At 63.8% G+C, this 26,278-nt stretch carries 29 protein-coding genes; 23 read left to right on the top strand and 6 right to left on the bottom strand.

All coding sequences use genetic code 11. The annotated features are described in order from the left end of the window. Positions 1-40: 40 nt before the first annotated feature. On the bottom strand, positions 41-1,018 hold the full coding sequence (locus B8784_RS18450) for an NAD(P)H-quinone oxidoreductase (protein WP_084399361.1): 978 nt from the start codon (positions 1,016-1,018) through the stop codon (positions 41-43). 112 nt (positions 1,019-1,130) lie between these two features. On the opposite strand from B8784_RS18450, the gene B8784_RS18445 reads away from it, so the two are divergent. After that, a complete protein-coding gene (locus B8784_RS18445) occupies positions 1,131-1,301 on the top strand; it encodes a DUF1192 domain-containing protein (protein WP_084399359.1) in 171 nt (56 codons plus the stop codon). Between the two features lie 113 nt (positions 1,302-1,414). Beyond that, the gene (locus B8784_RS18440; RefSeq protein ID WP_084399358.1) at positions 1,415-1,966 is read left to right on the top strand and encodes a DUF1465 family protein; all 552 of its coding nucleotides are present in this window, start codon (positions 1,415-1,417) and stop codon (positions 1,964-1,966) included. 3 nt (positions 1,967-1,969) lie between these two features. On the opposite strand, the gene B8784_RS18435 is transcribed toward B8784_RS18440, so the two are convergent. Next, entirely contained in the window at positions 1,970-2,428 is a 459-nt protein-coding gene (locus B8784_RS18435; RefSeq protein ID WP_084399356.1) for a winged helix-turn-helix transcriptional regulator, read from the bottom strand. A 114-nt stretch (positions 2,429-2,542) separates the two neighbouring features. Between B8784_RS18435 and B8784_RS18430 the strand changes: the two genes are divergently transcribed. Together B8784_RS18430 and B8784_RS18425 are read left to right on the top strand one after the other, a co-directional pair. Next, on the top strand, positions 2,543-2,926 hold the full coding sequence (locus tag B8784_RS18430) for a hypothetical protein (protein ID WP_084399354.1): 384 nt from the start codon (positions 2,543-2,545) through the stop codon (positions 2,924-2,926). 43 nt (positions 2,927-2,969) lie between these two features. Further along, on the top strand, positions 2,970-3,476 hold the full coding sequence (locus tag B8784_RS18425) for a hypothetical protein (protein ID WP_084399351.1): 507 nt from the start codon (positions 2,970-2,972) through the stop codon (positions 3,474-3,476). Positions 3,477-3,497: 21 nt separating this feature from the next. Here the strand turns inward: B8784_RS18425 and B8784_RS18420 are convergent, their stop codons facing one another. Further along, on the bottom strand, positions 3,498-3,980 hold the full coding sequence (locus B8784_RS18420) for an arsenate reductase ArsC (RefSeq protein ID WP_084399349.1): 483 nt from the start codon (positions 3,978-3,980) through the stop codon (positions 3,498-3,500). A gap of 109 nt (positions 3,981-4,089) precedes the next feature. Here B8784_RS18420 and B8784_RS18415 point away from each other — a divergent pair, with 109 nt between their 5' ends. Next, complete coding sequence (locus tag B8784_RS18415; protein ID WP_084399346.1) at positions 4,090-6,306, top strand: prolyl oligopeptidase family serine peptidase; 2,217 nt, start codon at positions 4,090-4,092, stop codon at positions 6,304-6,306. A 230-nt stretch (positions 6,307-6,536) separates the two neighbouring features. Then, the gene (locus tag B8784_RS18410; protein WP_084399344.1) at positions 6,537-7,418 is read left to right on the top strand and encodes an SDR family NAD(P)-dependent oxidoreductase; all 882 of its coding nucleotides are present in this window, start codon (positions 6,537-6,539) and stop codon (positions 7,416-7,418) included. On the opposite strand, the gene B8784_RS18405 is transcribed toward B8784_RS18410, so the two are convergent. Next, positions 7,415-7,711, bottom strand: coding sequence for a hypothetical protein (locus B8784_RS18405; RefSeq protein WP_084399341.1), 297 nt, complete (start codon positions 7,709-7,711; stop codon positions 7,415-7,417). The two genes, B8784_RS18410 and B8784_RS18405, sit on opposite strands and share 4 nt — an antisense overlap. On the opposite strand from B8784_RS18405, the gene B8784_RS18400 reads away from it, so the two are divergent. From B8784_RS18400 to B8784_RS18390, 3 genes are all read left to right on the top strand, one after another. Beyond that, the gene (locus B8784_RS18400) at positions 7,710-8,684 is read left to right on the top strand and encodes a DMT family transporter (RefSeq protein WP_084399340.1); all 975 of its coding nucleotides are present in this window, start codon (positions 7,710-7,712) and stop codon (positions 8,682-8,684) included. The genes B8784_RS18405 and B8784_RS18400 overlap by 2 nt on opposite strands. Before the next feature lie 83 nt (positions 8,685-8,767). Next, entirely contained in the window at positions 8,768-9,547 is a 780-nt protein-coding gene (locus tag B8784_RS18395; protein ID WP_084399339.1) for a hypothetical protein, read from the top strand. 93 nt (positions 9,548-9,640) lie between these two features. Then, positions 9,641-10,657, top strand: coding sequence for an SDR family oxidoreductase (locus B8784_RS18390; RefSeq protein WP_084399338.1), 1,017 nt, complete (start codon positions 9,641-9,643; stop codon positions 10,655-10,657). Here the strand turns inward: B8784_RS18390 and B8784_RS18385 are convergent. After that, positions 10,654-11,067, bottom strand: coding sequence for a hypothetical protein (locus B8784_RS18385; RefSeq protein WP_143435623.1), 414 nt, complete (start codon positions 11,065-11,067; stop codon positions 10,654-10,656). The two genes, B8784_RS18390 and B8784_RS18385, sit on opposite strands and share 4 nt — an antisense overlap. Positions 11,068-11,216: 149 nt before the next feature. Beyond that, the gene (locus B8784_RS18380; protein WP_084399533.1) at positions 11,217-11,402 is read right to left on the bottom strand and encodes a DUF1674 domain-containing protein; all 186 of its coding nucleotides are present in this window, start codon (positions 11,400-11,402) and stop codon (positions 11,217-11,219) included. A gap of 112 nt (positions 11,403-11,514) precedes the next feature. Here B8784_RS18380 and htpX point away from each other — a divergent pair, with 112 nt between their 5' ends. From htpX to ybgF, 14 genes are all read left to right on the top strand, one after another. Continuing rightward, the gene (gene htpX / locus B8784_RS18375) at positions 11,515-12,426 is read left to right on the top strand and encodes a zinc metalloprotease HtpX (RefSeq protein WP_143435622.1); all 912 of its coding nucleotides are present in this window, start codon (positions 11,515-11,517) and stop codon (positions 12,424-12,426) included. Then, a complete protein-coding gene (locus B8784_RS18370) occupies positions 12,423-13,706 on the top strand; it encodes an RsmB/NOP family class I SAM-dependent RNA methyltransferase (RefSeq protein ID WP_084399335.1) in 1,284 nt (427 codons plus the stop codon). The genes htpX and B8784_RS18370 overlap by 4 nt, the downstream gene beginning before the upstream one ends. Positions 13,707-13,818: 112 nt before the next feature. Continuing rightward, positions 13,819-14,316, top strand: a complete 498-nt coding sequence (locus B8784_RS18365; RefSeq protein WP_084399334.1) for an outer membrane lipoprotein — start codon at positions 13,819-13,821, stop codon at positions 14,314-14,316. A gap of 92 nt (positions 14,317-14,408) precedes the next feature. Continuing rightward, positions 14,409-15,077 carry a ribulose-phosphate 3-epimerase gene (gene rpe, locus B8784_RS18360; protein WP_084399333.1) on the top strand — a complete coding sequence of 223 codons (669 nt, stop codon included), beginning with the start codon at positions 14,409-14,411 and terminating at the stop codon, positions 15,075-15,077. Between the two features lie 22 nt (positions 15,078-15,099). Beyond that, positions 15,100-16,827, top strand: coding sequence for a heparinase II/III family protein (locus tag B8784_RS18355; RefSeq protein WP_084399332.1), 1,728 nt, complete (start codon positions 15,100-15,102; stop codon positions 16,825-16,827). Further along, on the top strand, positions 16,824-18,701 hold the full coding sequence (locus B8784_RS18350; protein ID WP_084399331.1) for a polysaccharide biosynthesis protein: 1,878 nt from the start codon (positions 16,824-16,826) through the stop codon (positions 18,699-18,701). Before B8784_RS18355 ends, B8784_RS18350 begins: the two co-directional genes overlap by 4 nt. A gap of 84 nt (positions 18,702-18,785) precedes the next feature. Beyond that, a complete protein-coding gene (purH, locus tag B8784_RS18345) occupies positions 18,786-20,372 on the top strand; it encodes a bifunctional phosphoribosylaminoimidazolecarboxamide formyltransferase/IMP cyclohydrolase (protein ID WP_084399330.1) in 1,587 nt (528 codons plus the stop codon). A gap of 2 nt (positions 20,373-20,374) precedes the next feature. Further along, a complete protein-coding gene (locus B8784_RS18340) occupies positions 20,375-20,818 on the top strand; it encodes a YbgC/FadM family acyl-CoA thioesterase (protein WP_084399329.1) in 444 nt (147 codons plus the stop codon). 185 nt (positions 20,819-21,003) lie between these two features. After that, complete coding sequence (tolQ, locus tag B8784_RS18335) at positions 21,004-21,750, top strand: protein TolQ (protein ID WP_084399328.1); 747 nt, start codon at positions 21,004-21,006, stop codon at positions 21,748-21,750. 3 nt (positions 21,751-21,753) lie between these two features. Then, a complete protein-coding gene (locus tag B8784_RS18330; protein WP_084399327.1) occupies positions 21,754-22,194 on the top strand; it encodes an ExbD/TolR family protein in 441 nt (146 codons plus the stop codon). A gap of 3 nt (positions 22,195-22,197) precedes the next feature. Continuing rightward, positions 22,198-23,127: a hypothetical protein gene (locus tag B8784_RS18325; protein ID WP_084399326.1), complete on the top strand. Its 930-nt coding sequence runs from the start codon at positions 22,198-22,200 to the stop codon at positions 23,125-23,127. A 27-nt stretch (positions 23,128-23,154) separates the two neighbouring features. Continuing rightward, positions 23,155-24,510 carry a Tol-Pal system beta propeller repeat protein TolB gene (tolB, locus tag B8784_RS18320; protein WP_084399325.1) on the top strand — a complete coding sequence of 452 codons (1,356 nt, stop codon included), beginning with the start codon at positions 23,155-23,157 and terminating at the stop codon, positions 24,508-24,510. Positions 24,511-24,645: 135 nt separating this feature from the next. Then, a complete protein-coding gene (gene pal, locus B8784_RS18315) occupies positions 24,646-25,206 on the top strand; it encodes a peptidoglycan-associated lipoprotein Pal (RefSeq protein ID WP_084399324.1) in 561 nt (186 codons plus the stop codon). A gap of 100 nt (positions 25,207-25,306) precedes the next feature. Then, complete coding sequence (ybgF, locus tag B8784_RS18310; RefSeq protein WP_084399323.1) at positions 25,307-26,269, top strand: tol-pal system protein YbgF; 963 nt, start codon at positions 25,307-25,309, stop codon at positions 26,267-26,269. Positions 26,270-26,278 lie beyond the last annotated feature (9 nt).

Below are 26,278 nucleotides of genomic sequence, written 5' to 3'. Positions count from 1 at the left end.
TTTGTAGTGAGGCCGCAGACCTTCAGTGCACACCTTTTCCTTACCCCACACTTAGCAGGATCTTGCCGATATGGCCGCCCTTGCTCATCAGGGCGTGAGCGGCTTCGGCCTCGTTGAAATCGAAGCTCTGCTCGATGACGGGGCGGATGTCGCCGCGCGCGACCAGCGGCCAGAACCGCTCCTCGACGGCCGCGCGGATCTCGGCCTTCTCCTCGACGGGCCGCGCGCGCAACGTCGTGCCGGTGAGGATCAGCCGTTTCAGCATCAGCGGCATCAGGTTGAGCTCGACCTTCGGGCCCTTGAGATAGGCGATGTTGCAGATGCGCCCGTTCACGCGCGCCGCCGAGATGTTCTTCTGCACATAGTCGCCGCCGACCATGTCGAGGATGACATCGGCGCCGCCGCCATCCTTCACGACCTCCTGGAAATCCTCTTCCTTGTAATTGATCGCGCGGGTGGCGCCGAGCGTTTCGGCGGCCTTGCACTTTTCCGCCGAGCCGGCCGTCGTCCAGATTTCGCTGGCGCCCGCGGCCTTCACCATCTGGATCGCCATGGAGCCGATGCCGGACGTGCCGCCATGGATCAGGATGGTCTCGCCCTTCTGGAAGGCGCAGCGCATGAAGATGTTGGCATAGACCGTCATCATCGCTTCCGGCAGCGCGGCCGCCTGTTGCAGGGTGAGGTTCTCCGGCACGGGCAGGAGCGAGCCTTCATCGACTGCGCAAAACTCGGCATAGCCGCCGCCGGCGAGCAGGGCGCAGACGCGGTCGCCTTCGCTCCATTTCGTGACCTTTTCACCGACCGCCGCGACGGTGCCGGCGCATTCCAGGCCCATGATGTCGGAGGCGCCGGGCGGGGGTGGGTAATGGCCGGCTCGCTGGACGAGGTCGGCGCGGTTCAGGCCGGCGGCGGCAACCTTCACAAGCACTTCGTGCGGGCCGGGCTGTGGCCGCGTGACCTCGCCCAGTTTGAGCGCTTCGCCTTCCGCGGCGATCACGGCTTTCATCATCTCGCTCATCGGCATTCTCCTGTAATCGCGGCTGGGTTGCTGCCAAATCGGCGCTTGATTTCCCCGCGCGTCTGTCCTTGCTTATGGGGCACAGGCCTATAGGCATGGAGGCGCGCAATCAATGTTCGACGACGACCCCCCGAGACCCGCAAAGCTCGACCTGGAGAAGATGTCCGTCGATGAGCTGAAAGAAAGGATCGAAGCGTTGAAGGCCGATATCGTGGCCTGCGAAGCGGAGATCGAGAAGAAGCAGGCGCATAAATCGGCGGCTGACGACATTTTCAAATCCTGAAAGTCCGAAACTTTAAGACCCCTTAAACCTGCAGGCGAATAGACTTCCTGCGCGCGCGGCCCTGGCCGGTTTGCGGCGCACCACACCCGACCGAAGGCCCGGAAAGAGACCACATGGCTGCCAATTACGACGAGTCCCATGACGATGACTTCGGCGATCTGCCGGATTTCACAGCCACACGTGTCTTCGAAAAAGTGTTCGCTGACGGCATGGCACTGGTCGAGGAGACGGCCTCCTATCTCGACGGGCCGGGCCGGGACATGGCGCAGAAGCTGCCGCGCGAGGCGGGGCTCACCTATGCGGCCTGGAGCATGGAACTCACCTCGAAACTGATGCAGGCGGCAAGCTGGCTCGTCATGCAGCGCGCCGTGCGCGACGGGGACATGTCGCGTGAGGATGCGCTGGCCAAGAAATACCGGATCTATCGCGATGGCCCGCCGCTGGACGCCTCCAAGCAGCGCGGGCGCGGCCTGCCGGACCATTTCCTCGATCTTGTCGAGAGCGCGGAATACCTGTTCAGCCGCATCTGCCGTCTGGACGCAGCCATCTATGTCGACGGCCATTCCGGCGATGAGAGCCCGGTCAAACGCCAGATCGAGGAACTCAGGGCGGCTGCCGAGGATGGCGCCTTCGACCCGCTGCACATCTGGGGCCGGGCGCGGTAAGTCTTACCGGCGCAGCACAATCCGCAAATTTTCACTCGGCACTTCCCGTCCGTCATCGGTCACGAAGGCGGTATGTACGGCCTGGCGGCTCTGCATGTCGGTGAAGCTGATCGGCGGCTGGCCGTCGCAGTCCAGCCAGTGGTCGCCCCATTGCGTCAGCGCGATGAGGACCGGTCGCAGCGCTTCGCCCTTGTCGGTCAGGACATATTCCGGCCGGGCGCGGCGGCCTTCGGACTTGTAGGTGCGTCTGGCAAGCAGACCCTGCTCGACAAGGTTCTTCAGCCGGCCCGACAGGATGGTGCGCGGGGTGCCAAGCTCACTCTGGAAATCGTCGAAGCGGCGCACGCCATAAAGCGCAGAGCGCAGGATGAGCAGCGTCCAGCGGTCGCCGATCAGGTCGACGGCCTTGGCGAGATTGCACTGGGCAGGCGGGACGGGGGATTTGCGCGACAGCGGGATCATGCGGGCAAGCCTGCATGGGTTCGCCTTCCAAATCCAGCCTCTATTTGATCTTGCATGAGGAGGCGATCTGGCGCCTGATATTCCGGGCCGGACGATGAGGACGCGGACAAGGCCATGAGCAAGCCGAAGAATGTCATCGACAAGCGCATGGCCAACGCCCTCATCCCCGAGGCGAAGGCCAAGGGCATGGCCGGTTTTACCGGGGCGGTGGCAAGCAAGGCGATGGGCGGGCTCTGGGTCGGCGGCAATGCCTGGCTGAGCCCGGAGGCGCTGCGTTTCGAGGCGAATGCGCTGAACCGGCACTTCCACAGCAATCCGAAAGCGCTCGCTTTCACGATTCCGCTGGTCGAGGTCACCGGCGTGCACTGGCGCAAGGCACTGTTCACCAACATCATCGAGATCGAGACCCGTGAGCGCATCTTCAGCCTGCGCTGCTACAAGGCCGAAAGCTTCGCAGAGGCGATCGAAGCGGCGGTTGCGGCGGCCTGCGGAAGCTGACGGGTGGTGGTCATCGCCCGCCGCCCGGCTTAGGAGGGAGGCCATGGCTATCCCGCTGATCCAGCAGATTGACGACACGGCGCGCTTTACCGCCGTCCACGCCGCGCTCGCGCCGGAAGATGAGACGTCGGTGCCCTGGCTTCTGACGGGCGCGGTGCTGATGGTGCAACAGGTCGCCACGCTGGCCTTGGCCGAGGCCGGGGCAGAGCTGCCGGCCATGCCGGGGCCGAGCGAGCTGGTGGCGCGTGTGGCGAACAAGGATCACCTCGCCCAGCCCTATACCGCGCCGCTGAAACCGGCCGATCACCGTGCGTTCCAGGCGATTGTCGAGGCGCGCAACAGCGTCATGCACCCAGGCGCAGACGGGCTGTCGGTAGACCGGGCGGGCCTGCCGGAGGGCCTTCTCGTGGCCGCTGGGCTGGTGCGTCACTTGATCCTTACCCAGCCGGTGCGCCCCTCCATGGTGGGGGCGGAGCAGGCGGCCTCGATCCGCGAGTCGCTTACCCTGATCGAGACATCGGTTGATTTCTGGCGGACCGTCCTGGCCTGAAGCACAGCGGTCAGGCCGGTCTTAGCGCTGTGTATGGATGGCCTGCGCGGCCTCGCGCAGTTCGGTTTCGTTCAGATGATCGAAGTCGAGGGCGGCCAGTTTCTCGAGACGTTTCCGGAGGCTGGAATAGGTGTCCTCGAAAGCAGCGCGCTGCTTGGCCATTTCATCGACACTGGCGGGATCCGGCAGGCCCCAATGCACCTGCACAGGGTGGCCCGGCCAGTAGGGGCAGGCCTCGCCGGCGGCATTGTCGCAGACGGTGATGACGACATCCATGTGCGGGGCGCCGGGTGCGGCGTATTCTTCCCAGCTCTTTGAGCGCAGCCCGCCGATATCGTGGCCTTTCGCCGAGAGCACGGCGAGCGCCATGGGATTGACCTCGCCGCGCGGCGTGGACCCGGCGCTATAGCCCTTCAGTCCGGGCAGCGAGGAGGCAATCACCTCGCCCATGATCGAGCGGGCGGAATTGGCGGTGCACAGGATCAGGATGTTTCGATCGCTCATGGTGTAAGCCGTCTAGTGGTCTTCATGCGCCGCCCCTGTTTGCGATATTGCAATTGAGAGTAGGGTTACGGTGTTAAAAACAGATGATTCATCGCAAAAGGGCGTCGATATGCGCATATCCATGACAGCGGCGGCTGCCATTCTGCTGGTGGTGGCATGCCAGTCCAGCCAACAGACCAAACTGACAGATGAGGAGGCCGAGGCCGACGTGACCGCACCCCAGGAAACCGCGACCAAAGACGCGCCAATCGACCTGCCGACCGGCGAAACCGATCCGTATCTCTGGCTCGAAGAGGTCGAGGGCGAACGCGCGCTCGACTGGGTGCGGGGCCAGAATGAGCGCACGCTGGAGGATGTCCGCTCCGATCCGCGTTATGACACCTATTATCAGGACGCGCTCGACGTGCTGACCTCCGATGAGCGGATTCCCTATGGCACGATCCGCGATGGCTGGGTCTATAATTTCTGGCAGGACGAGACCAATGTCCGCGGCCTGTGGCGGCGCACGCCGCTGGAAAGCTATGCCACCGACAATCCCGATTGGGAGACCATCGTCGATTTCGACAAGCTGGCCGAGGAAGAGGGCAAGAACTGGGTCTATAAGGGCGCGAACTGCTTTCAGCCGGAAGATGGCGGCAAATGGCTCTGCATGGTGTCGCTGTCGGACGGCGGCAAGGATGCGGTGATCCAGCGCGAGTTCGACCTTGAGACCAAGCAATTTGTCGAGGACGGTTTCACCACCCCGGAAGCCAAGCAGGGCCTGTCCTGGGTCGATGCCGATACCGTCCTGATCGCGACCGACTGGGGCGAGGGCACGGTGACCGAGTCCGGCTATCCCTTCATCGTGAAACGCTGGACGCGCGGCACGCCACTCGAAGAGGCCGAAGAGGTGCTGCGCGGCGAGCCCAAGGATGTCGGCGTGTTTCCAATGGTGCTCGAAAAGGAAGACGGCACGCGGCTTCAGGGCGCGGTCGTTGCCGACACCTTCTTCACCTCCAGCTATTACTGGTTCCCGGATGGCGAGAGCGAGCCGGTGAAATGGCCGGTCCCGCCGAAATCCTCTCCGGAAGGCATCTATAAGGGCCAGTTCATGGTCTCGCTGCAGCAGGACTGGGCGCCCGAAGGCCAGGACAAGACGTTCAAGTCCGGCGATGTCGTCGCCTTCGATCTCGACACCTTCCTCGAAACCCGCGCCTTGCCGGAGGTCTCGCTGGTCTTCCACCCGGATGAAAGCCAGGCCGTCAACGGCATCGCGGTTGCTGACGGCGCTGCACTTCTGTCGATCAACGAGAATGTCGTCGGCAAGGTGCTGAGGCTCGAGCCCGGTGCGGACGGCTGGACGACGAGCGATATCGCCCTGCCGGGCAAGGGCCAGTCGGGCATCGCTTTTGCCGACAAGGATGTCGACACGGTCTTCCTCAATTATGAGGGCTTCCTGACCCCGGATTCGCTCCTGCGCTATGATGTGGCCACCGGCGAGATCAGCCCGCTGAAAAGCCTGCCGGCCAAGTTCGACACGACGGGGCTCGAAGTCGAGCAGTTCTTCGCGACCTCCAGCGACGGCACGAAGATCCCGTATTTCATCATTCACCGTGAGGACATGCCGCTGAACGGCTCCACCCCGACGCTGCTTTATGGCTATGGCGGCTTCCAGGTTTCGCTGAACCCGTCCTATTCGGCGGTGCGCGGGCGGCTCTGGCTGGACGAAGGCGGGGCCTATGTGCTCGCCAATATCCGTGGCGGCGGCGAGTTCGGCCCGGACTGGCACCAGGCAGGTCTCAAGACCAAGCGCCAGGTGATCTATGACGACTTCATCGCCGTTGGCGAAGACCTGATCGGCCGGGGCATCACCTCGACCGAGCATCTCGGCATCATGGGCGGCTCGAATGGCGGGCTGCTGATGGGCGTGATGCTGACCCAGCGCCCGGATTTGTGGGACGCGGTCGTCATCCAGGTGCCGCTGCTCGACATGCTGCGCTTCGATCAGCTGCTGGCTGGCGCTTCGTGGGTGGACGAGTATGGCTCTCCGGACGTGGCCGAGGAGCGCGCCTTCCTGGAAACGATCTCGCCCTATCACAATTTCGATCCGGACGCCGATTATCCGACGCCCTTTTTCCTGACTTCGACCAAGGATGACCGGGTCCATCCGGGCCATGCGCGCAAGATGGCGAAACTCTTCGAGGAGAGCGGCAAGCCTTTCCTCTACTATGAGAACATCGACGGCGGGCACTCGGCGGCGGCCAACCAGAAGGAAACCGCGCGGCGTACGGCGCTCGAATATACCTATCTGCATCGCCGGCTGTTTCCTGACGGGGCAGAGGATTGATGAGTGCTTCACCACGGCCTGTCCGTGGTGCCCATCTCCGGAGATTTGTCCTGGAGCAGACCTGGGAAAGCTGGACCCCACGGATAAACCGTGGGGCGGCCCGGTCTGGGGCGTGACATCCATTGGCAGAAGGAGCGCTTGCTGGTTGCTCCTTTCCCCAACGCCAGCCTTGACTTGAACCGGGCGGCGGCGCCCCCTTCGTGGCATAAACCTAAGCGGAGGAGAGACCAGTGGGCGATCTATCGGGAAAGACAGCAATCATTACAGGCGCAGCCAGCGGAATCGGGCTGGCTGGCGTGGAGGTTTTCGTCGAGGCGGGCGCCCGCGTCATTGCCGGGGACCTGCAGGACGACAAGGGCAAGGCGCTGGAGACGCGGTTCGGCGCCGACACGGTGCGTTACGTCCATTGCGATGTGACGAAACGCGACGAGTTCGAGGCGTTGTTCAAGACCGCCGAAGAGGCGTTTGGCGGGCTCGACATCCTCTGGAACAATGCCGGTCATGGCGGCACGCCGACCGGGGTGGAAGACCTGGACGAGGCCGGCTTCAGCGCGACGGTGGACCTCTTGCTGAAATCGGTCTTCGTCGGCACCAAGCTTGCCGTGCCCTACATGAAGAAGCGCGGCGGCGGATCGGTGGTGAACACCTCGTCCATCTCGGCGATTTCGGCGGGCTATGCCCCGATCACCTATTCCGTCTGCAAGAAGGGTGTGGCGCACTTTTCCAAGCTCGCCGCGGCCGAACTGTCGAAATACAGGATCCGGGTGAATGCCATCCTGCCCGGCTTCATCGCGACCTCGATCTTCGGGAGTTCGCTGGGCCTCTCACGTGAGCAGGCCGACCAGATGGCGGCGATGATCGAGCAGCAGGGCGGCAAGATGCAGCCGGCCGGGCGGACCGGCCTGCCAAGCGACATCGCCGAAATGGCGGCTTTCCTGGCCTCCGACAAGGCGGAGTTCATGACCGGCGGGGAGTTCCTCGTCGATGGCGGCATGACGGTCGGGCCGCGCCATAGCTGGGATGAAAGCGATGCCGGGCCGCTGCTCGATGCGCTGGGGATTTCCGCAGAGCAGGCCGAGCAGATGCGCCAGGCCATGCTGGCCGAGGACTAGGCGCCTGATTCGCCGTTCTGGCTTTCATTCAGACCGGGGATGCTCTCGACGGCCTTGAGCAGGCCGTCGAGACTCGCGGCCTCGGCGACCTTGTGGTCCCACTCGTCATAAAGGGCGAATCCGTCTGCGTTTTTGCGCAAGGGAAATTTGCGCCAATGGGCCCGTGTGCGATACAGCCACACTTCATCCGGCTCGGCGCCGGCCGCCGACCACCCCGTCCAGACATGATCCGCAGGGACACTGCGCCAGAGCTGGTCGATTGCGTCGAGGTCCTGTTGGGAAAAAGGTTTCATGGCTGATCAAGCGGGTTCCGAAGACACAGAGGAGACTAGTGGCCCGAGATTGTCTGGCAATGCCCTTGGTGCGCTCTACATGCTGCTCTCGGGTGTCGGCTTCACTGTTTATATCGTGCTGGCGAAGGAGTTGTCGAAGGACGTTCACCCGCTTTTTCTCGCCTTCTGGCGGTCCTTCTTTTCCTGTCTGATTTCTGTCCCGGTCATCCTGCGGGTCGGGCTGACGAGCCTGAAGACGAAACGGCCCGGCCTTGTCTTTGCCCGCTCGCTGTTCGGCACGCTCGGCTTTGCCCTGGCCATGCTGGCGCTGTCGGACTTCTTCACCCTCTCGCTGTCGCAGTTCAATGCGATCAGTTTCTCCCGCTCCATGTTCGTGACCATTCTGGCGGCGATCGTGCTGCGCGAGGTCGTCGGGGTGCACCGGTGGGGCGCTGTCGCCGTCGGTTTTGTCGGCGTGCTGATCATGGTGCTGCCGGGCATCTTTGTCTTCTGGGAGCCGGGCGCCTTCGATACGCTGAACCTCGATCTCGGCACCCTGTTCGCGCTCGGCAGCGCTTTCTTCCTCGCCTTCTCCATCGTGCTGGTGAAGACGCTGAGTGCCGAACTGTCGGCGGTTGCGCTGCTGACCTATGCCAATGTCCTGTCGACGCTGCTGCTTCTGCCGTTTGCCTTCATCTTCTGGTCGAATCCGTCGCTGGAGATCTGGGGCTGGATGATCTTCATGGCCCTGACCGGCTTTGTCGGCCAGTACTGCTACATTTCCGCGGTCAGTGTGGGCGATGCCTCCTTCCTCTCGCCGCTCGACTATCTGCGTCTGCCCATGGCGACGGTGGCCGACCTTCTGGTGGTTGGCATGCTGCCAGGCGTGAATGTCTGGATCGGGGCGAGCATCATCATTGTCGCCGCCGTTTACATCACCTGGCGCGACCGCAAGAAGCAGGCTCAGAAGGTGACGGTCCTGCAGGATAATTAGGGGTTTCAGGCGCCGTCCCAGATTGTTCGTGGCGGCAAATTGTGCTCGATTGCGTTCCCTAAATAGAACCCCGGGGGCTGTGCATGGAAAACCGTAATCTCGATATCGGCTATGTCTTCGAAAAGACCTTCAGCGTCATCGGCCAGCGCTTCAGCGAGCTGGCCCTTCTGGCGCTTGTTTTCGTCGGCATCCCGAACCTCATCCTGTCCTGGCTGACGGCCCAGTGGATCGAGCAGGCCGTGACCACCGGCGGTGCGATGCCGAATATCTCCTTCGGCATGATAGCGGCGAACATCCTTCTCGGCCTGCTGCCGCTGCTCCTGCAGGCGGCCGCCGTCCATACGACGGTGGAGACAATGTCCAACCGGCCGTCCAGCTTCAATACTTCGCTGTCGACGGCGCTTGGCCTCTTCCTGCCGCTTCTGGCCCTCTCCATCCTGCTCAGCCTCGGCTATGCGATTGCTTTCATGCTGCTGATCGTGCCGGGCCTGATCCTGATGACCTTCTGGGCCGTGGCTGTGCCGGCCTTCGTGGCCGAGCGGACCGGAATCTTTGGCGCGTTCGGGCGAAGCATGGACCTTACCGAAGGCCAGCGCTGGCGGATTTTCGGGCTGATGGTGCTGGCCTTCATCGCCTTCACGGTTGCCGGCCTCGTCATCGGGCTTCTGAGCTTTGGCTCCATGGCCGCGACACAGACCTATGCGACCTTCGGCACGTTCAGCCTCTGGCACGCCCTGCTTGAAGCCGTGCTGGCCATGGTTTCCGGCGTGGTTGCCGCCGTCGGCGTGGCGGTCCTCTATGTCCATCTGCGTGATCTGAAGGAAGGCACGTCGATAGACAGGATCGGCGACGTCTTCCGCTAGCCGCAGACCGGGACCGCGGTGCCCAGATAAAACGGGCAGGCCCTGAACAAGTCTGTTATCCTTCAGGTGACAGACTTGTGCCCGGAGGCCCCCATGGAAACTGTCCTCGTTACCGGTGCGACCGGCTTCATCGCCTCGCACCTCATCCTGAACCTGCTCGACAGGGGGTATGCGGTGCGTGGCACGGCCCGCTCCGAGCGCAAGGCAAAGCGGCTCAACGAGGTGCTGTCGGCCTATGCCGGGCGCGCGATCAATGTACCGATTGTCGAGGCGGACCTGTCTCGTGACGCCGGCTGGGCGAAGGCCGTCGAGGGCGTCGATTATGTCCAGCATGTCGCTTCGCCCTTTCCGGCCAACACGCCGAAAAGGGCTGAGGACCTAATTGTTCCCGCCCGGGACGGAGCTTTACGGGTTCTCAAGGCGGCGAAAGCCAGTGGCGTGAAGCGCGTCGTGATGACCTCTTCCATGGCCGCGATCGGCTATGGCTGGGGGGGCAACCGCCCGTCACCGCTGACCGAAGCGCACTGGTCGGACGCGGATAATCTCAAGGACAATACCGCCTATGCCCGCTCGAAGACCATCGCCGAAAAGGCCGCCTGGGACTATCTGAACGGCGAGGGCCATGGCCTCGAACTGGCCGTCATCAATCCGGTGGCCGTGCTCGGCCCGGCCATGAGCGAGGATGTCTCCTCATCCCTGCAGGTCGTCTCGCAGCCGCTGCAGGGCAAGTTGCCGGCCTTCCCGAAGCTGAGCTTCGGCATCATCGATGTGCGCGACGTGGCCGAGGCGCATGCCCGCGCCATGATCCTGCCGGAAGCCGCTGGCGAGCGCTTCATTGTGGGCGACAGGGTGATGTGGATGCAGGAGATGGGCGAGGTTCTGCGAACGGCGTTTCCGGACCGGAAAATCCCGAAGGGCGAACTGCCGAACTGGCTTGTCCGCCTGATGGCCAATCTCAATCCGCCGCTGAAGCAGATCCTGCCGGAACTCGGCAAGAAGCGGAACTTCTCCAATGACAAGTTGCGCAATGTGCTCGGGATCATGCCGATCCCGTCGGAGGACGCGATCAAGGCGAGTGCGGAAAGCCTGATCCGGCTGGGTGTGGTCTAGGGCCGTCTGCCCGGTGACGGGAAGACGCGGCGCGGCCGCTCGGGGCGGCGCAGGAGAACCCTGCGGCCGCCGACAGGATGGAAATTGCCACTGACCCCGCTCCCCACGCCGCCGTCAAAGCCGGAGACGTCGATGACCAGGCCCTCGGCTTCGGCCGGGGCAGGCCGACAGCAAGATCTTTCCACATAGCGGACTTCCGGCTTTTCGGGCCTCAGGGTTTCGGTCGGTTGCGGCGGGCAATACCAGTCCCCGCCCATCAGTTCGCAGTTTTCAGCCGGCGGCGCGGCTTGTGCTTCAAGCGGGCCAGGCCCGCGCTGAACTGATGTGTTCGCATAGCCGTCCGCCATGGCTGGCGCGGCAAACAGGAAAAAGGCGCTGGCGAGAAGGCCAAGACGGTTGCGTTTTGACATGTCCATCGCCTCCCCGGGCGGAAACTACATAGTGGCCGGCCACAAGCGGCAAGGCCAGGGAGCCAGTAAACGCCTCGTTGAGCGGGGATGCAAACGGCTTAAACCGGTGGGCGAGCCCCGTTCACGCAGGCGGCGAAAATTAACCGTGCTCAGAAGTCGTAGGCGATGCCCTTGCGCTCCCAGTCGCCAAACCGGGTCGGCTCGCGGTGCTTCGGACCGCCATTTTCGCCTTCGCGCTGTGTCTCGAGCTCTTTTTCCCTCTCGAGCTGGGCTTCACGGCGGGCCTGGGCTTCGGCAAGGGCGCGTTCGGCTTCGGGGGGCAATTTGCGTGTCATGATATTTCTGTCATCCGGCTGCATGTGACTCCCACATGCGTTAACGCTTTCCATATAATCGCCTGAGAGAGATTAAAAAGTTGCGGCTGTCTATCAAGGAGTTCGAATCCCCGTGGGCACAATAAAAACCTTCATGCTGCTGGCCGCCCTGACTGCACTGTTCATGGCGGTTGGCTATCTGGTCGGTGGGGCGGTCGGCATGGCAATCGCCTTTGGCGTCGCTGTCGTGATGAACGCCTTCTCCTACTGGAATGCCGACAAGATCGTGCTGCGCATGCAGGGCGCGCGCGAAGTGGCCGAGGATGAGCGCTCGCCCGTACTGCGCACTTTTGCGAGCGATACCAAGGCCCTGGCCGAGCATGCCGGGCTGCCGCAGCCGCGCATCTATGTCATCGATACTCCGCAGCCGAACGCCTTCGCCACCGGCCGGGACCCGAACCATGCGGCGGTCTGCGCCACCATGGGCCTGCTGAACATGCTGACGCGCGAGGAAGTCGCCGGCGTCATGGCGCACGAGCTGTCCCATGTGCAGCATCGCGACACGCTGACCATGACGGTCACGGCGACGATTGCCGGGGCGATCGGCATGCTGGCGAATTTCGCGATCTTCTTCGGCAACCGCGAGCGCGGCGGCATTCTCGGCGCCATCGCGATCATGATCTTCGCGCCGATGGCGGCGGGCCTTGTCCAGATGGCGATCAGCCGCTCGCGCGAATACGAAGCCGACCGGCGCGGCGCGGAAATCTGCGGTAATCCGCACTGGCTTGCTTCGGCGCTGCAGAAAATCGACCGCGGGGCGCGCGCCACCGTGAATCAGCGCGCCGAAGACAATCCGGCCATGGCTCATATGTACATCATGAACCCGCTCGCCGGGCGGAAGGGCGACAATCTCTTCTCGACCCACCCGGCCACGGCCAACCGGATCGAGGCACTGCGGAAGCTCGCCACCGAGATGAATATCGCCCCCTCCGGTAATCTCGCCGCGGCCGAGCCGGCTGACCACCGCGCCGGGCCCTGGGGATGAGTGGAGCCAGAGCCCGACACGCCGCCGCAAACCTGCTGATCGAGACGCTCGACAATCGCCGCACGCTCGACGAGGCGATGGAGACGTCGGAGGTCTTTTCTACCCTGAAAGGCCCGGATCGCGGCTTTGCCCGCGCCATGGCGAGCGCCGCACTGCGCCAGCTCGGCCGTATCGACAAGGGGCTTGCGCCCTTCCTGTCGCGGCCGCTGGAAACCGCGACGCCACCGGCCCGGGCCCTGTTGCGGATCGGGGCAGCCCAGGCCTGGCTTCTGGAAACCCCGCCGCATGCCGTCGTCAGCGAGACCGTCAGCGCCGCCAAGGCCTGGCCGCGCGCGCGGTCGGCGGCCGGGTTTCTCAATGCCGTGCTGCGCAAGGCGGTCGCCGACCGGTCGCACTTCGATGCCGCGCCGGTAACAGCCGTCTGGCCGGATTGGCTGACGGTGGAGCTGATGACCAGCCTTGGCGTCGAGGCTACGACCGCCATGGCAACGGCCCAGACCGAAGAGCCGGAGCTGCATCTCACGCCGAAAGCGCCGGCGGGGGCGGTCTCCCTTGCCGGGCCTCTCGGTGCAGAGGTGATCGGGGCGGGCAGCCTGCGCATGCCGAGCGGGACGGTCAGCGATATTGAGGGCTATGAGGCCGGAGACTGGTGGGTGCAGGACGCCGCCGCTGTCCTGCCGGCGCAGCTTCTGGACGCGCAGCCCGGGGAAACGGTCTTCGATCTCTGTGCCGCCCCGGGCGGCAAGACGATGCAGCTCGCGGCCACGGGCGCCAGCGTCGTCGCGCTCGACCGGTCGGGTGCGCGTCTGAAACGAGTGGAAGAGAATCTTTCCCGGACGGATCTGTCGGCGAATGTCGAGGTCGTGACCGCGAAGCTCGAGGACTGGACGCCGGAGACAAAGGCCGACCGGATCCTGCTGGACGCGCCTTGTTCGGCGCTTGGCACGCTGCGGCGCCATCCGGAAGGCGCCTGGATCAAGTCACCGGGCGATATTGCCCGCTTCCCGGACGTTCAGGCCCGGCTTCTGAAGGCGGCGGCGCGTCTCCTCGCGCCCGGTGGAACGCTTGTCTATTGCGTCTGCACGCCGCTCAAGCGGGAAGGGGCTGGCGTCGTCGAGGCGGTCATGAACGAGGCCGGTCTCCAGCGCGTGCCGATCACGCCGGGAGAGGCGGGGGCTTTTGCGTCGGGGCTGACACCTGAGGGTGACCTGCTGACCCTGCCGAATGGGCAGTTCGGTCATGACATTTTCTTCATCTCGCGGCTTACGGGAAAGTCCTGATCGCTTTTTCCGATTGCGGCGCGTATTGCCATAAATTCGCCCGTGCGGGTTCATATACGGTTCAGCCGTCACATCTGATACTGGACGCGTCCAATGTGCAAAGGAGCACCCAATGACACCTGAAACAGCAACCGTTAAGACGCCGAGCAAGATGATGGCTGGCGCTTTTGCCGCCCTGACGCTCGCGCTCGCGGGCTGTGCCAGTGGCTATGGCGCGAACACTGTCAGCTCGACCGGTGTTGGCTACGCCTCGACCGTTCGCGAAGGCACGGTAACGGCCGTGCGTGAAGTCCAGATCCGTCCTGACAATTCAATCCTCGGTGTGGCCACCGGTGCGGTGCTTGGCGGTCTCGCCGGCTCCGAGCTTGGCGGCGGCGACAAGGCGCAAACAGCCGGGGCTGTTGGCGGCGCCGTTCTCGGTGGTCTGGCCGGCAATGAGCTCGGCAAGGGCATGAACACCCGCCGCGGTTACGCCTACACGGTGCGATTCGATTCCGGCGAAGTGAAGGAAATCGTGCAGGGCGCTGATATTTTCATCCAGCCCGGCACGCGTGTGAACGTGACCTTCGGCGCCGACCGCGTCACTGTTGCGCCGGCAGGCTACTACTAGGCGCTCAGCCTGGGGCCTGAGCCCGTAATTTTGACAGAGCCAATGATGCCGCCAGCCTTGTGCTGGCGGCGGTTTGGTTTTAGGCGGTAATCATGCGCGACGTCCTGATTTCTCCCTCGATTCTTTCGGCTGACTTTGCCCGGCTGGGCGAGGAAATCCGTGCCATAGACAAGGCCGGCGCCGACATGATCCATGTCGATGTGATGGATGGCCATTTCGTCCCTAACCTGACGTTTGGCCCGCCCGTGATCGAAAAGCTGCGGCCGCACACCGACAAACCGTTCGACGTCCACCTGATGATGGCGCCCGTGGATCCCTATATCGACGCGTTCGCACAGGCCGGCGCCGACATCCTCACCGTCCATCCCGAAGCCGGTCCCCACATCCACCGGACCCTGCAGGCCATCCATGCGGCGGGCATGAAGCGCGGCGTGGCGATCAATCCGGGCACGCACGCCGATGTGGTCGATCCGATCATCGACGATGTCGACCTGATCCTGGTGATGTCGGTCAATCCCGGCTTTGGCGGGCAGAGCTTCATCGACAGCCAGCTGCGCAAGATCGAGGCATTTCGCCGTAAAATCGACGAGAGTGGCCGCAATATTATACTTGAGGTCGATGGCGGCCTTAATCCTAAGACGGCCCCGGCGGCGATTTCCGCCGGTGTGACGGCGATCGTGGCGGGTTCAGCCGCTTTTAAGGGAGGCCCGTCAAACTATGCTGAGAACATTGCGGCCTTGCGCGGCGAGATGGTGACTTGAACTGAACGAGATCGGGCAGTCGATGTCAGTCGAGTATGCAAAAACACCCCCGCCCTCGCGGCGCACGCCGGAGCAGGATGCCGAGCTTTGGGCCCGGCTGACCGGAAAGGCGGGCGAAGAAGCCACGGCCAGCCCCATTCACAGGCTGAAGATCGCCGGCACCGCGCCTGACGGGTTCGGGATCTATCCCCGCGCTGTTGCGCCGCCGGACGAGCTGCGCGGCGAAAGCCTGATGCGCGACATCTGGCGCATCGGCATGGCGAAGATGCAGATGACGGACGGACGCCCGCCCTGGTCGCGTGAGCTGCCCTCGAAACATTTTGCCGACCGGGTCCACCGGTTCGACTGGCTGGGCGACGTTTTCACCCAGGGCGAGGCAGGGGCTGACCGGGCGCGCTTCCTCGTCGATGACTGGATCGACAATTACGGCCGGTTCAACGGGTTTGCCTGGCGGGCGGGCTGTACCGCCGACCGGGTCTGGAACTGGATGCTCTGCGGGCCGGGCCTGTTCGAACAGGGCGGCGATGTGGTCATCCACCAGCGCCTTGAGGTGCTCGCCCGGCAGATCCGCCATATCGAGACCCTGCATGATGACTGTACCGACCCGCCGGCGCGCTGGCGCATGGCGGTGGTGCTGGCGGCCAATGCTATCTGCCTGAAGCGGGGCAAGGGCTTCGACGAAGCCATGGCGCGTCTCGACAGCGAATGCACCGCGCAGATCCTGCCCGATGGCGGGCATGTGACGCGGGCGCCGGCGCGCGGATTACGCGTGCTGGTCGATCTCTGCGTGCTCAAGGATCTCATCGAGCGCTCCGAACGCACCGTTCCGGATTTCGTGACCTCCTGGATGCAGCGCCTCGGCGGCATGGTCGGGTTTTTCCGTGCCGGAGACGGCGCCCTGCCGCCGTTCAATGACGGCCAGGAAAGCCTGCCGGAAACCGTGGATGCCGCGCTTGCCTGTCTCGGAAGCTCGCCGCGCCGCTTCACCGTGGCACCGAAATCCGGCTTTCACAAACTGCACAAGGGCGCGACCTGCCTGCTGCTGGATGCGGGCAGTGCGCCCGAAGAACCGTTCGGCGACGGTGCCCATGCCGGCGCGCTCGGCTTCGAACTGCATGATGGCGATGCCCGGCTGGTCACTTCCTGCGGCTACAGCCCGGAAATCGACATTGACTGGCAGGCGGCCGTGCGCCGCACCAGCGCGCATTCGACCCTGATCCTGGCGGGCGAGGACTCCGCCCCCTTCCACCGCAATGACGAGACAGGGCTGACCTTTCCCGAAGGTCCGGACGGCATTTCCGCCAAGCGCCTGGAAGAGGCCGAAGAGATCTGGCTCGATGCCCAGCATGGCGGTTACAAGAAGCGTTTCGGCCTGTTGCACCGCCGCCGGCTCTTCATGGCGGGCGACGGGCGCCGCCTGACCGGGGAGGATTCGCTGGCCCGGCCCGTCTCTCAAGGCCCGGCCGAGCGGCAGGAGACCATCCCCTATGTCGTGCGCTTCCATCTGCACCCGACCGTGCGCGCCGATACCGGCGCCTCCTCGATCAGGCTGGAAACCGAGAGCGGGGCGGTCTGGCGCTTCAAGACCAGCCATGAAGCCGCCCGGCTTGAAAAGACGATCTATCTCGGCCGCGGTGTGGTCGAGCAGAGCCTGCAAATCGTGCTGAGCGGGCGCGCCGATGCCGACAGTGACGGGTCGGAACCGCCCAATGCCGTGCGCTGGGCCTTTCTCAAGGACAGACCGGCATGAGCCCGCGCGACGAAGCCCGCCGCGCCATGGCGCTGACGCTCGGCTTTGATACGCTGGCGGCAGCCGCGGCCATGGCCATCGCGGTGGGCAGCCGCTGGATCGCGACCGACGGCGCGCCGCCCGATGCCTGGCAGTCAGGCGTGGTCGCGACGCTGACCTTTTCCCTGGTGGCCCTGACCGCCTTCTACATGATGCGGGTGCACCGGCAGGTCTGGCGCCATGCCGGCTGGGGCGATGCGGTCAAGATCGTGCAGGGTGTGTGCATTGCAACGCTGATGTTCCTGCCGATCATGTTCCTCTGGAACCGGCTGGTCGGGTTTCCGCGTTCGGCGATCTTCATTGCGGATGCGCTCTGGCTCGGTTTCCTTTTCCTGGGGCGGATGATCGCGCTCGGCCGGTCGACCCAGCGTCCGTTCCAGATCTTCCTGTCGCGCGCCCGGCCCGGCGCTCCGGCGGCTGTCCTGATCGCCAAGGCCACCGAAGCCCCGATCATCCTGCGCCGGCTGAACGAGAAAAACGATGGCGCCAAGGTCCGCATTCTCGGCCTTCTGGAGCCGGACTCGGTCGAGCTTGGCCGCGCCATCCGGGGCGTGCCGGTGATGGGCGGGATCGAGGATCTCGGCAAGGTGCTGGACGTGCTCTCGCTGCGCTATGGCAAGACGCCGCTCGTCGCCGTCGCCGGGGTCGCTCAAGACCGGCTCTACATGACGCAGATTCTCGAAGAGGCGGCCAATCACAAGGCCGAGGTCATGACGCTGGATGCCGCCGGTGAGGGCGGGGCCATGCTGCCTATACGCCCGGCCGACCTGTTGCGCCGGCGCGAACGCGTGCTCGACAGCCGCCCGGTGGCGGACCTGGTTGAAGGCGCGAATATTCTGGTTACCGGCGGGGGCGGCACGATCGGCTCGGAGCTGGCGCGCCAGTGTGCGCGGATGAACCCGGCCTCGCTGACGATTCTCGATGCGTCGGAATACAATCTCTATGAGGTCGATCTCGCGCTTCGAAGCGAGTTTCCGAACATCCGGATCAATATCGAACTGGGCGATGTGCGCGACGATGTCCGGATCGGGCGTGTTACTTCGATGTGCAGCCCGGATATCGTGATCCATGCCGCCGCGCTGAAACATGTCCCGCTGATGGAGAACAATGTCTGCGAGGCGATCCTGACCAATGTCGGCGGGGCGATGAAGGTGGCGAAAGCCGCGATCCAGAACGACACCCGCAAGCTGGTCTTTGTCTCGACAGACAAGGCGGTCAATCCGGACAATGTGATGGGCGCGACGAAGCGCCTGGCCGAGATCGCGGTAGCCCGGCAGGCGGAAGCCTCAAGCTTGGCCGTGTCCATGGTGCGCTTCGGCAATGTGCTCGGCTCGTCGGGCTCTGTGGTGCCGCTCTTCGAGCGCCAGATTGCCGCGGGCGGGCCGGTGACGCTGACCCATCCGGACGTCACCCGCTACTTCATGACGGTGGAAGAAGCCTCGGCCCTCGTCCTGCAGTCGGCCACCAATAATGGCACGCCGGGCACGGCTTCGCTCTATGTGCTCGACATGGGCGAGCCGGTGAAGATCAAGGCGCTGGCCGAAGCCATGATCCGGCTGAAGGGGCTGGTGCCCGGCCGCGATATCGAGATCCGCACGACGGGCCTGAGGCCCGGCGAGAAGATGCACGAGATGCTGACCTACAATCATGAGGACGTGAACGCGACCGCCGTGGAGGGCATCTACAAGGTTGCCTCCCGCCAGAGGCTCGCCAATGATTTCGACGAGAAGCTCGAGGAGCTGCTCGAACTGGCCCGTCAGCGCGAGCGCAATGCGGCGATCCAGATGCTTTCGCATCTCGTTCCGGAATATAAGCCGAAACGCGCGCACGCCTGAGACAGGCTGACGAGTTGACCTTGTCCGGACTCGTGCTACGCCACGCGCCAGTTCTTCAGCGCCTGCCAGAGAGTGCCATCCACCATGTCCGACCGGTTCAAGATCCGCCGCGCCCTGTTGTCTGTTTCGGACAAGGAGGGCCTTGTCGAATATGCCCAGCGGCTGGCCTCGCATGGCGTTGAGCTCGTTTCGACAGGTGGAACGGCGCGGACCTTGAAAGAGGCCGGCCTTGAGGTCGCCGATGTCGCCGATCTGACCGGTTTTCCGGAAATGATGGATGGCCGGGTCAAGACGCTTCACCCGGCGGTACATGGCGGCCTGCTCTACCGCCGCGACCTTGAAAGCCACATAAAGGATGCCGAACGCCACGGCATCCAGCCGATCGATCTGGTCTACATCAATCTCTACCCGTTCGAATCGACCGTCGTGTCCGGGGCCGATTTCGACACCTGTATCGAGAATATCGATATTGGCGGGCCGGCCATGCTGCGGGCGGCTGCCAAGAACGGGCATTCCGTGGCGGTCTGTACCGATGCCGACGATGTCGCCTCGGTGCTGGCCGAGATGGACAATCAGGATGGCGAGGTCTCCAGCGCCCATGCCCGCAAGCTGGCGGCCAAGACCTATGCCCGCACGGCGGCGTATGATGCCGCGATTTCCGGCTGGTATGCCCAACAGCTTGAAGAGACCGCGCCGGACTGGATCGGTTTTGGCGGTCACCTCGCCCAGGCGCTGCGCTATGGCGAGAACCCGCACCAGGCGGCTGCCTTCTATCGCACCGGCGAGAAACGCGCCGGGGTGGCGACGGCCCGTCAGGTGCAGGGCAAGGAGCTTTCCTACAACAATATCAACGACACCGATGCGGCCTATGAGCTGATCGGCGAGCTGGGCGACGAGACGCCGGCGGTTGCCATCATCAAGCATGCCAATCCGTGTGGTGTGGCCATGGGCGAAACCCCGGTGGCGGCCTATCGCGAGGCGCTGGCCTGCGATTCCACCTCGGCCTTTGGCGGCATTGTCGCGCTGAACCGGCTGCTGGACGAGGAAACCGCCGAAGAGATCACCAAGATCTTCACCGAAGTCGTCATCGCGCCGGGGGCCGACCAGGGCGCGCTCGCCGTCTTCGAGAAGAAGAAGAATCTGCGCCTGCTGCTGACCAGCGGCCTGCCGGATCCGGCAGCGAAGGGCCGGTTCGTAAAGGCGGTGGCTGGTGGCCTGCTCGTGCAGGACCGGGACTTCGGCCGCGTCGAGAAGGACGACCTTCGTGTCGTCACCGAGCGCGCGCCGAGCGAGAAAGAGCTGGAAGACATGCTCTTTGCCTGGCGTGTCGCCAAGCATGTGAAGTCGAACACCATCGTCTATGCCAAGGATGGCGCCACGGTCGGCATCGGGGCGGGCCAGATGAGCCGGGTCGATTCGGCCCGCATAGCCGCGCGCAAGGCCGAGGATGCCGCTGAAGCCGCTGGCTGGGACGAGCCGCGCACCAAGGGCTGCGTCGCCGCTTCGGACGCTTTCTTCCCCTTCCCGGACGGCCTGCTGCAGGCGGCGTCTGCGGGCGCGACGGCCGTGATCCAGCCGGGCGGCTCGATCCGTGACGACAAGGTGATCGAGGCAGCCAACGAGGCCGGGCTCGCCATGGTCTTCACCGGCATGCGGCATTTCCGGCACTAGAGATGACGGGCGCGGCTTCCCCCTTCGATGCCGAGCGTCAGCACTGGCTGCGGGTGCGGATCTATTATGAAGACACCGACTTCACCGGCATGGTGTATCACGCCAATTATCTGCGCTTCTTCGAGCGTGGGCGCTCGGAGTTCCTGCGCGATGCAGGGGTCTCGCATCAGGATCTCTTGTCGCGCCCGGATCCGGCGGCCTTTACGCTGACCAATGTGAATGTCGACTATAAGCGCGCCGCCCGGATCGATGATGAGCTGATGATTCGCTCGCGCTATATGGGCACCAAGGGGGTACGCGTGCTGTTCCAGCAGACCGCCTTGCGCGGCGACGAGGTGATCGCGGAAGCTGATATTACGGCCGTGATGATCCATGCCGATGGCCGTCCGCGCCGTCCGATCCCCGATGTGGTCGAAAAGCTGGCCTCTTATGTCTTCCAGCGCTGAAAGCCTGGGCGTTTACTGACAAATCATTAACCAGATCGCCTCATTGCTGCGCCCGCTGCCATGATTGCCAGTGGCGTCAAGTTTCCGCCCGATTCTCATTGGATATGGGGGGAGCTTGCCATTCATGGCCCCACCCGGCTGCGCCTGATCGTGCAGCGACTGATGCACAGAACAAGAGGATTTTCATGAACCTTATCGCGTTTGCGCAGGCTGTCAGCGGAGGTGAAGCGCTCGACCCTGCTGCTACCGAAGGCGGTTTTTCCTTCCTGGGACTGCTGCTTGAAGCCGACATTGTCGTGAAGTTCGTGCTGCTTGTACTGCTGATCGCGAGCCTCTGGTCCTGGTCGGTCATCATCGAGAAGTTCTTTACGGTCGGGGCCGCCAGACGGAAGGCCCGCCAGTTCGAGGATGCCTTCTGGACAGGACGCGCCGACGATCTCGATGCCCGTCCCGGCGCCGGCAGCAGCGATCCGGCCTCACGCCTTTTCGCCTCGATCTCGCGCGAGTGGAACGATGCACGCCGCCTGCCGCCCGGTGAAAGCCCGGCCATCCTGGTCGAGCGGGCAGACCGTTCGCTGCGCGCCGGGGTCGACCGCGAGGTCGGCCGGGTCAGCAAGGGGCTTGGCGTGTTGGCGACGATCGGCTCTTCCTCACCCTTTATCGGCCTGTTCGGCACGGTCTGGGGCATCATGAACGCCTTCATCAATATCGCCGAAAAGCAGGACACCAGCCTGACCAATGTTGCCGGCCCGATTGCCGAAGCGCTGTTTGCGACCGGTCTCGGCCTGATCGCAGCCATTCCGGCGGTGATCTTCTACAACAAGTTCACGGGCGACCTGAACCAGTTCGCCGACCGTCTCGACAGCTTCTCGCAGGACCTGCTGGTCCGACTGTCGCGCCGTGCCACCGAACCCAAGAGCGAAAGGGTTTAAGCCATGGCAGGAAGCTGGGCATCCGGATCGAGAGGCGGCAAGCGCGGGCGCCGCGGGCTGGCCGCCGAAATCAATGTCACGCCGCTGGTCGATGTCATGCTGGTGTTGCTGATCGTCTTCATGATCACCGCGCCGCTGCTGACGACCGGGGTGGAGGTGTCCCTGCCGAAAGCTTCGGCGGACAATCTCCAGGCGCCGAAATCGCAGCCCCTGTCCGTCTCGCTGAAGACCAATGGTGAGATCTTCATTCAGGACACCCAGGTCGCGCCGGACGAGCTCGTCTCGACCCTGCTGGCCATTGCCGGCGAGGGCTATGAGGAGCGGATCTATCTGCGCGCCGATGAGGGCGTCAATTATGGGGGCGTGATGGACCTGATGACGCGCATGCAGCGCGCCGGCTTCCGCAATATCGCGCTCGTCACGGACCCGAAGGCGAATCAATAGACGATGATCCGCGGCCTCCCCGCCTCTCTTCTCCTGCATGCCGCCGTCATCGGTGCGGGCTATCTCGCATGGCCCTATGTCGGCACGACGGCGCGCGAGGATGAATTCGTCATTGTGCCGGTTGACCTGGTCGATGTGGGCGAGCTGACGAATGTCGCCCCGGTGGTCGAGCCGCCGGAAGACGCGCCGGAGCCCGAGCCCGAGGAAGAGCCGGAGCCGACCCCGCCGCCGGAAGAGGAAAGCGATGAGCCGGTCGTCGAGGAGCTTGATCCGCGCGACCTGCCCGAGGATGAGGTGGCCACGGCCAGCGAGGCCGCCCCGCCTGAGCCGGAAGACGAAGAGGTGATGCCGGATCTCGACGAAGAGCCGGAAGAGGAAGAGGCCGAACCGGAACCTGAGGAAGAAGAGCCGGAAAAGCCGAAACCCGACCTGCCCGAGCCGCCCAATCCGAAAAAGAGCGAGAAGAGCTCGCTCGACAGCTTCCTCGATGATGCGGATTCGACCTTCAAGTCGGAGCGCGAGACCAAGCGTGCCAGCCAGCCGCCGCCGCAGGAGCAGAAGCGCCTGCTCGACGAGACCCCGCCGGCCCAGGAGCCGCGCAAGGGGGCTGGCGACCGCTCGGCCAATACGGTCCGGATCGAGCAGCTTTTGTACAACCAGGTCTATCCGTGTTGGGATGGCGTGGCCGACCAGCCAAAGCCGGAACGGCTCAATATCAGCCTGCGAGCTGAACTGGATGCGGAAGGAAACGTTACAGACCTGGATCTGGTGCGTCCGTCACGGGCCCCGATTGGCGACCGGTCCATGTCGCTGGCCATCGAACGCGCCTTGCGCGCCGTCCGGAAATGCCAGCCCTACCGGCTGCCGCGGGACGATTATGAGTTGTGGAAAGTCGCGAATATCAATCTCGGTCCCGGGTTCGAGGGCCGCTAACAAGGTGAACGAGGCGAGGAGCCAAACATGCTGAGACTTATGACTGTTGCAGTCCTGACGGGTCTGCTCGCCCTGATCCCGGCCGCGAAGGCCGAGGTGACGGTGAACATTTCCGAAGGGGTGCTGAAGCCGACCCCGCTTGCCATTCCGACCTTCGAGGTCTCCGGCGGGGCCGATTCCCAGCTCGCCGCCGAGATTACCGAAGTCGTCCAGAACGACCTCATCTCCACCGGCCTGTTCACCATCACGCCTGAGAGTGCGCATATCCAGCGCGACCTGTCGATCGACACCCAGCCGCGCTTTGCCGACTGGAAGATCATCCAGACCGATGCGCTGGTTGTCGGCGAAGTCGATACCGTCACAGTCGAGGGCGTCGAGTTCATCCGCGCCTCGGTGCGGCTCTGGGATGTCTATGGCGAGGAAGTCATGCGCCTCGAAGGCCAGGCCGGACGGCGCTTTACCGCCAAGCCGGAAGACTGGCGCCGTATCGCGCACAAGATTGCCGACACGATCTATTCGCGCCTGACCGGGGAAGACCCGTATTTCGATACGCGCATCGTCTATATTGCCGAGACCGGCCCGAAGGATGCCCGCAAGACGCGGCTGGCCATCATGGATTCCGACGGCGCGAACGTGAAATATCTCACCACCGACAACAATCTGGTCCTGTCGCCGCGTTTCTCGCCGTCGAACCAGCAGATTACCTACATGTCGTATGAGAATCAGGAGCCGCGCGTCTATCTTTTCGATATCCAGAATGGCCGTCAGGAAGTGCTCGGCGACATCAAGACCTTTGCCCCGCGCTTCTCGCGCGATGGCGAATCGGTGCTGATGACCAAGGCCAATAATGGCAACTCCGACATCTACATCCGTGATCTTGTCACCCAGGAGATGCGCCGGCTGACGGACAATCCGAACATCGACGTCTCACCGTCCATGTCGCCGGACGGGCGTCAGGTCGTCTTTACGTCCGACCGCGGCGGCAGCCCGCAGCTCTACATCATGAATGTCGACGGCTCGCCGCTGACCTGCCCGTCGGGCGGGCGCGACACGGTCTGCCGCATCACCTTCGGCTCGGGCGCCTATTCCGCCCCGGTCTGGAGCCCGCGCGGCGACCTTATCGCCTTCACCAAGCAGCTGCGCGGCAAGTTCCATATCGGGGTCATCGGCACTGACGGGGAAGGCGAGCGCCTGCTGACCGAATCCTACCTGGATGAAGGTCCGGCCTGGTCGCCGAACGGACGCGTCATCATCTTCGCACGGGAGCCTTATGCCGGCGGACCGCGCAAACTTTGGTCAGTCGACCTGACAGGCCGGAATTTGCGGCAGGTTCCGACCCCGACAGAGGCATCTGACCCGGCTTGGTCGCCTCTTTTGAATTGATCCCTTGCGATCTGTGGCAATTGTGGTGAAAATACCACAAGTCGGGGGCTGTACAGGTTGGGATTCAATAGCCACGAAGTTGACAAAATCAGCGATTAAACGCCCTCGCTGAACGACCATAGCAAGGAGTATCAAATGCGTCGTACTGTAATGTCCAGCGCTGCCATTGCCCTGATTTTCGGCGCAGCAGCATGTGCTTCAAAGCCCGAACCCGAACCTGTGGCCGATACGGCGCCGGTTTCGAACGATACCGCTCAGACTGAGCCGGTCGACGAGTCCGACATCGAAGAGCCGAAGCGCGTCATGGACGCCGGCCCCGCTGCCGGCTCGATCGAGGACTTCACCGTGAACGTCGGTGACCGTGTCTATTTCGATCTCGACCAGTATCGCCTCGACCAGGACGACCAGGAAATCCTGCAGCGTCAGGCCGCCTGGCTGGAATCCTATCCAGGTGTGCGCATCCTCGTCGCCGGTAACTGCGATGAGCGCGGCACGCGCGAATACAACCTCGCCCTCGGCGAGCGCCGCGCCAACACCGTGAAGAACTATCTGGTAAGCCTCGGCGTCGACCCGGCCCGCATCGAAACGGTGTCCTACGGCAAGGAACGTCCGATCGCGACGGAATCCAACCAGGCCGCCTGGGCCCTGAACCGCAACGGTTTCACGCAAATCATGTCGGGCGCTGCCTCCAGCTAAGACAGTGTGTCACCTGTAATGATTGAGCCGGGCGCCATAATTTGGCCCCGGCTTTTTCATATGCGCATATGGGAATGCGCAATTGTGGAGTTTTGACGATATGAACCGACTGCTCACGGCAACCGGAATACTCCTTGCTTTCGCCTGCATGACACCGACCGTTCAGGCGCAATCGCGGGGTGCCACGACGAGTGGCCTGGCCGCAGAAATGACCGAGCTGCGCCAGCAGAACGCCCAGCAGGGCCTGGAAATGCAGCGGCTGCAGGATGAGGTCGCCGACCTTAATGGCAAACTCGAGACACTGGAATTCCTGCTGTCGCAGTCGCGCGATGAAGCCAGCCGGCTTCAGGAAGACGATTCGCGTATCGGATCGGCCATCGAGTCCCTGAACAAGGAGAATGAGCGCCTCAATAGTCGGGTCAGCACGCTTGAAGACCAGATCGACACGCTGAAAAGCATGGTGATGTCGGGCGAAGGCGCTGGCGTCCAGACCGGAAATGCGGGCCCGGCCGGTGAACCGTCCGAGCCGCGTGAGACGGCGTCGGCAGCCGACAATGGAGACGCAAGCCGTGTGGTGTCCCGCAGCAATGACGGGGCCGCGCTTGGCGGCGGCAATGGCGCAAATCCGCAGCAGCAGGGCTCGCTCGGTACGCTCCAGGCGAGCGATCTGCCTGGTGAGGCCGGTCCGCTCTTTGCCGAGGCCAAGTCCCGCCTGCTGCAGTTCGATTTCGAGGGGGCGGAAACCGCTTTCCGGGCCTTCCTGCAGCGCTTCGGCGACGATCCGCAGGCCGGTGAAGCCCAGTACTGGCTGGCAGAATCGCTCTTCCAGCAGGAAGCCTATGCCGAGTCCGGCCAAGCCTATACCACGATGATCCGCAATTATCCCGAGGACAAGCGCGTGCCCGATGCGCTGGTGAAGCTTGCCCGCTCCATGCGCCTGCTGGGCGACAATGCAAAAGCGTGCAATGCGCTCGACATTCTGGACCAGCAATATCCGGATGTGTCGGATGTGACCCACCGCATCGCCGATCAGCAGCGCAAGCTGGCCGGTTGCAGCAGCTAGACGGGCATA

The sequence above is a fragment of the Henriciella aquimarina genome (assembly GCF_002088975.1).
Classification (GTDB): Bacteria; Pseudomonadota; Alphaproteobacteria; order Caulobacterales; family Hyphomonadaceae; genus Henriciella; species Henriciella aquimarina.
Note: the sequence above shows the minus strand (reverse complement) of the source record. Positions and strands in the feature narration are given on the sequence as shown.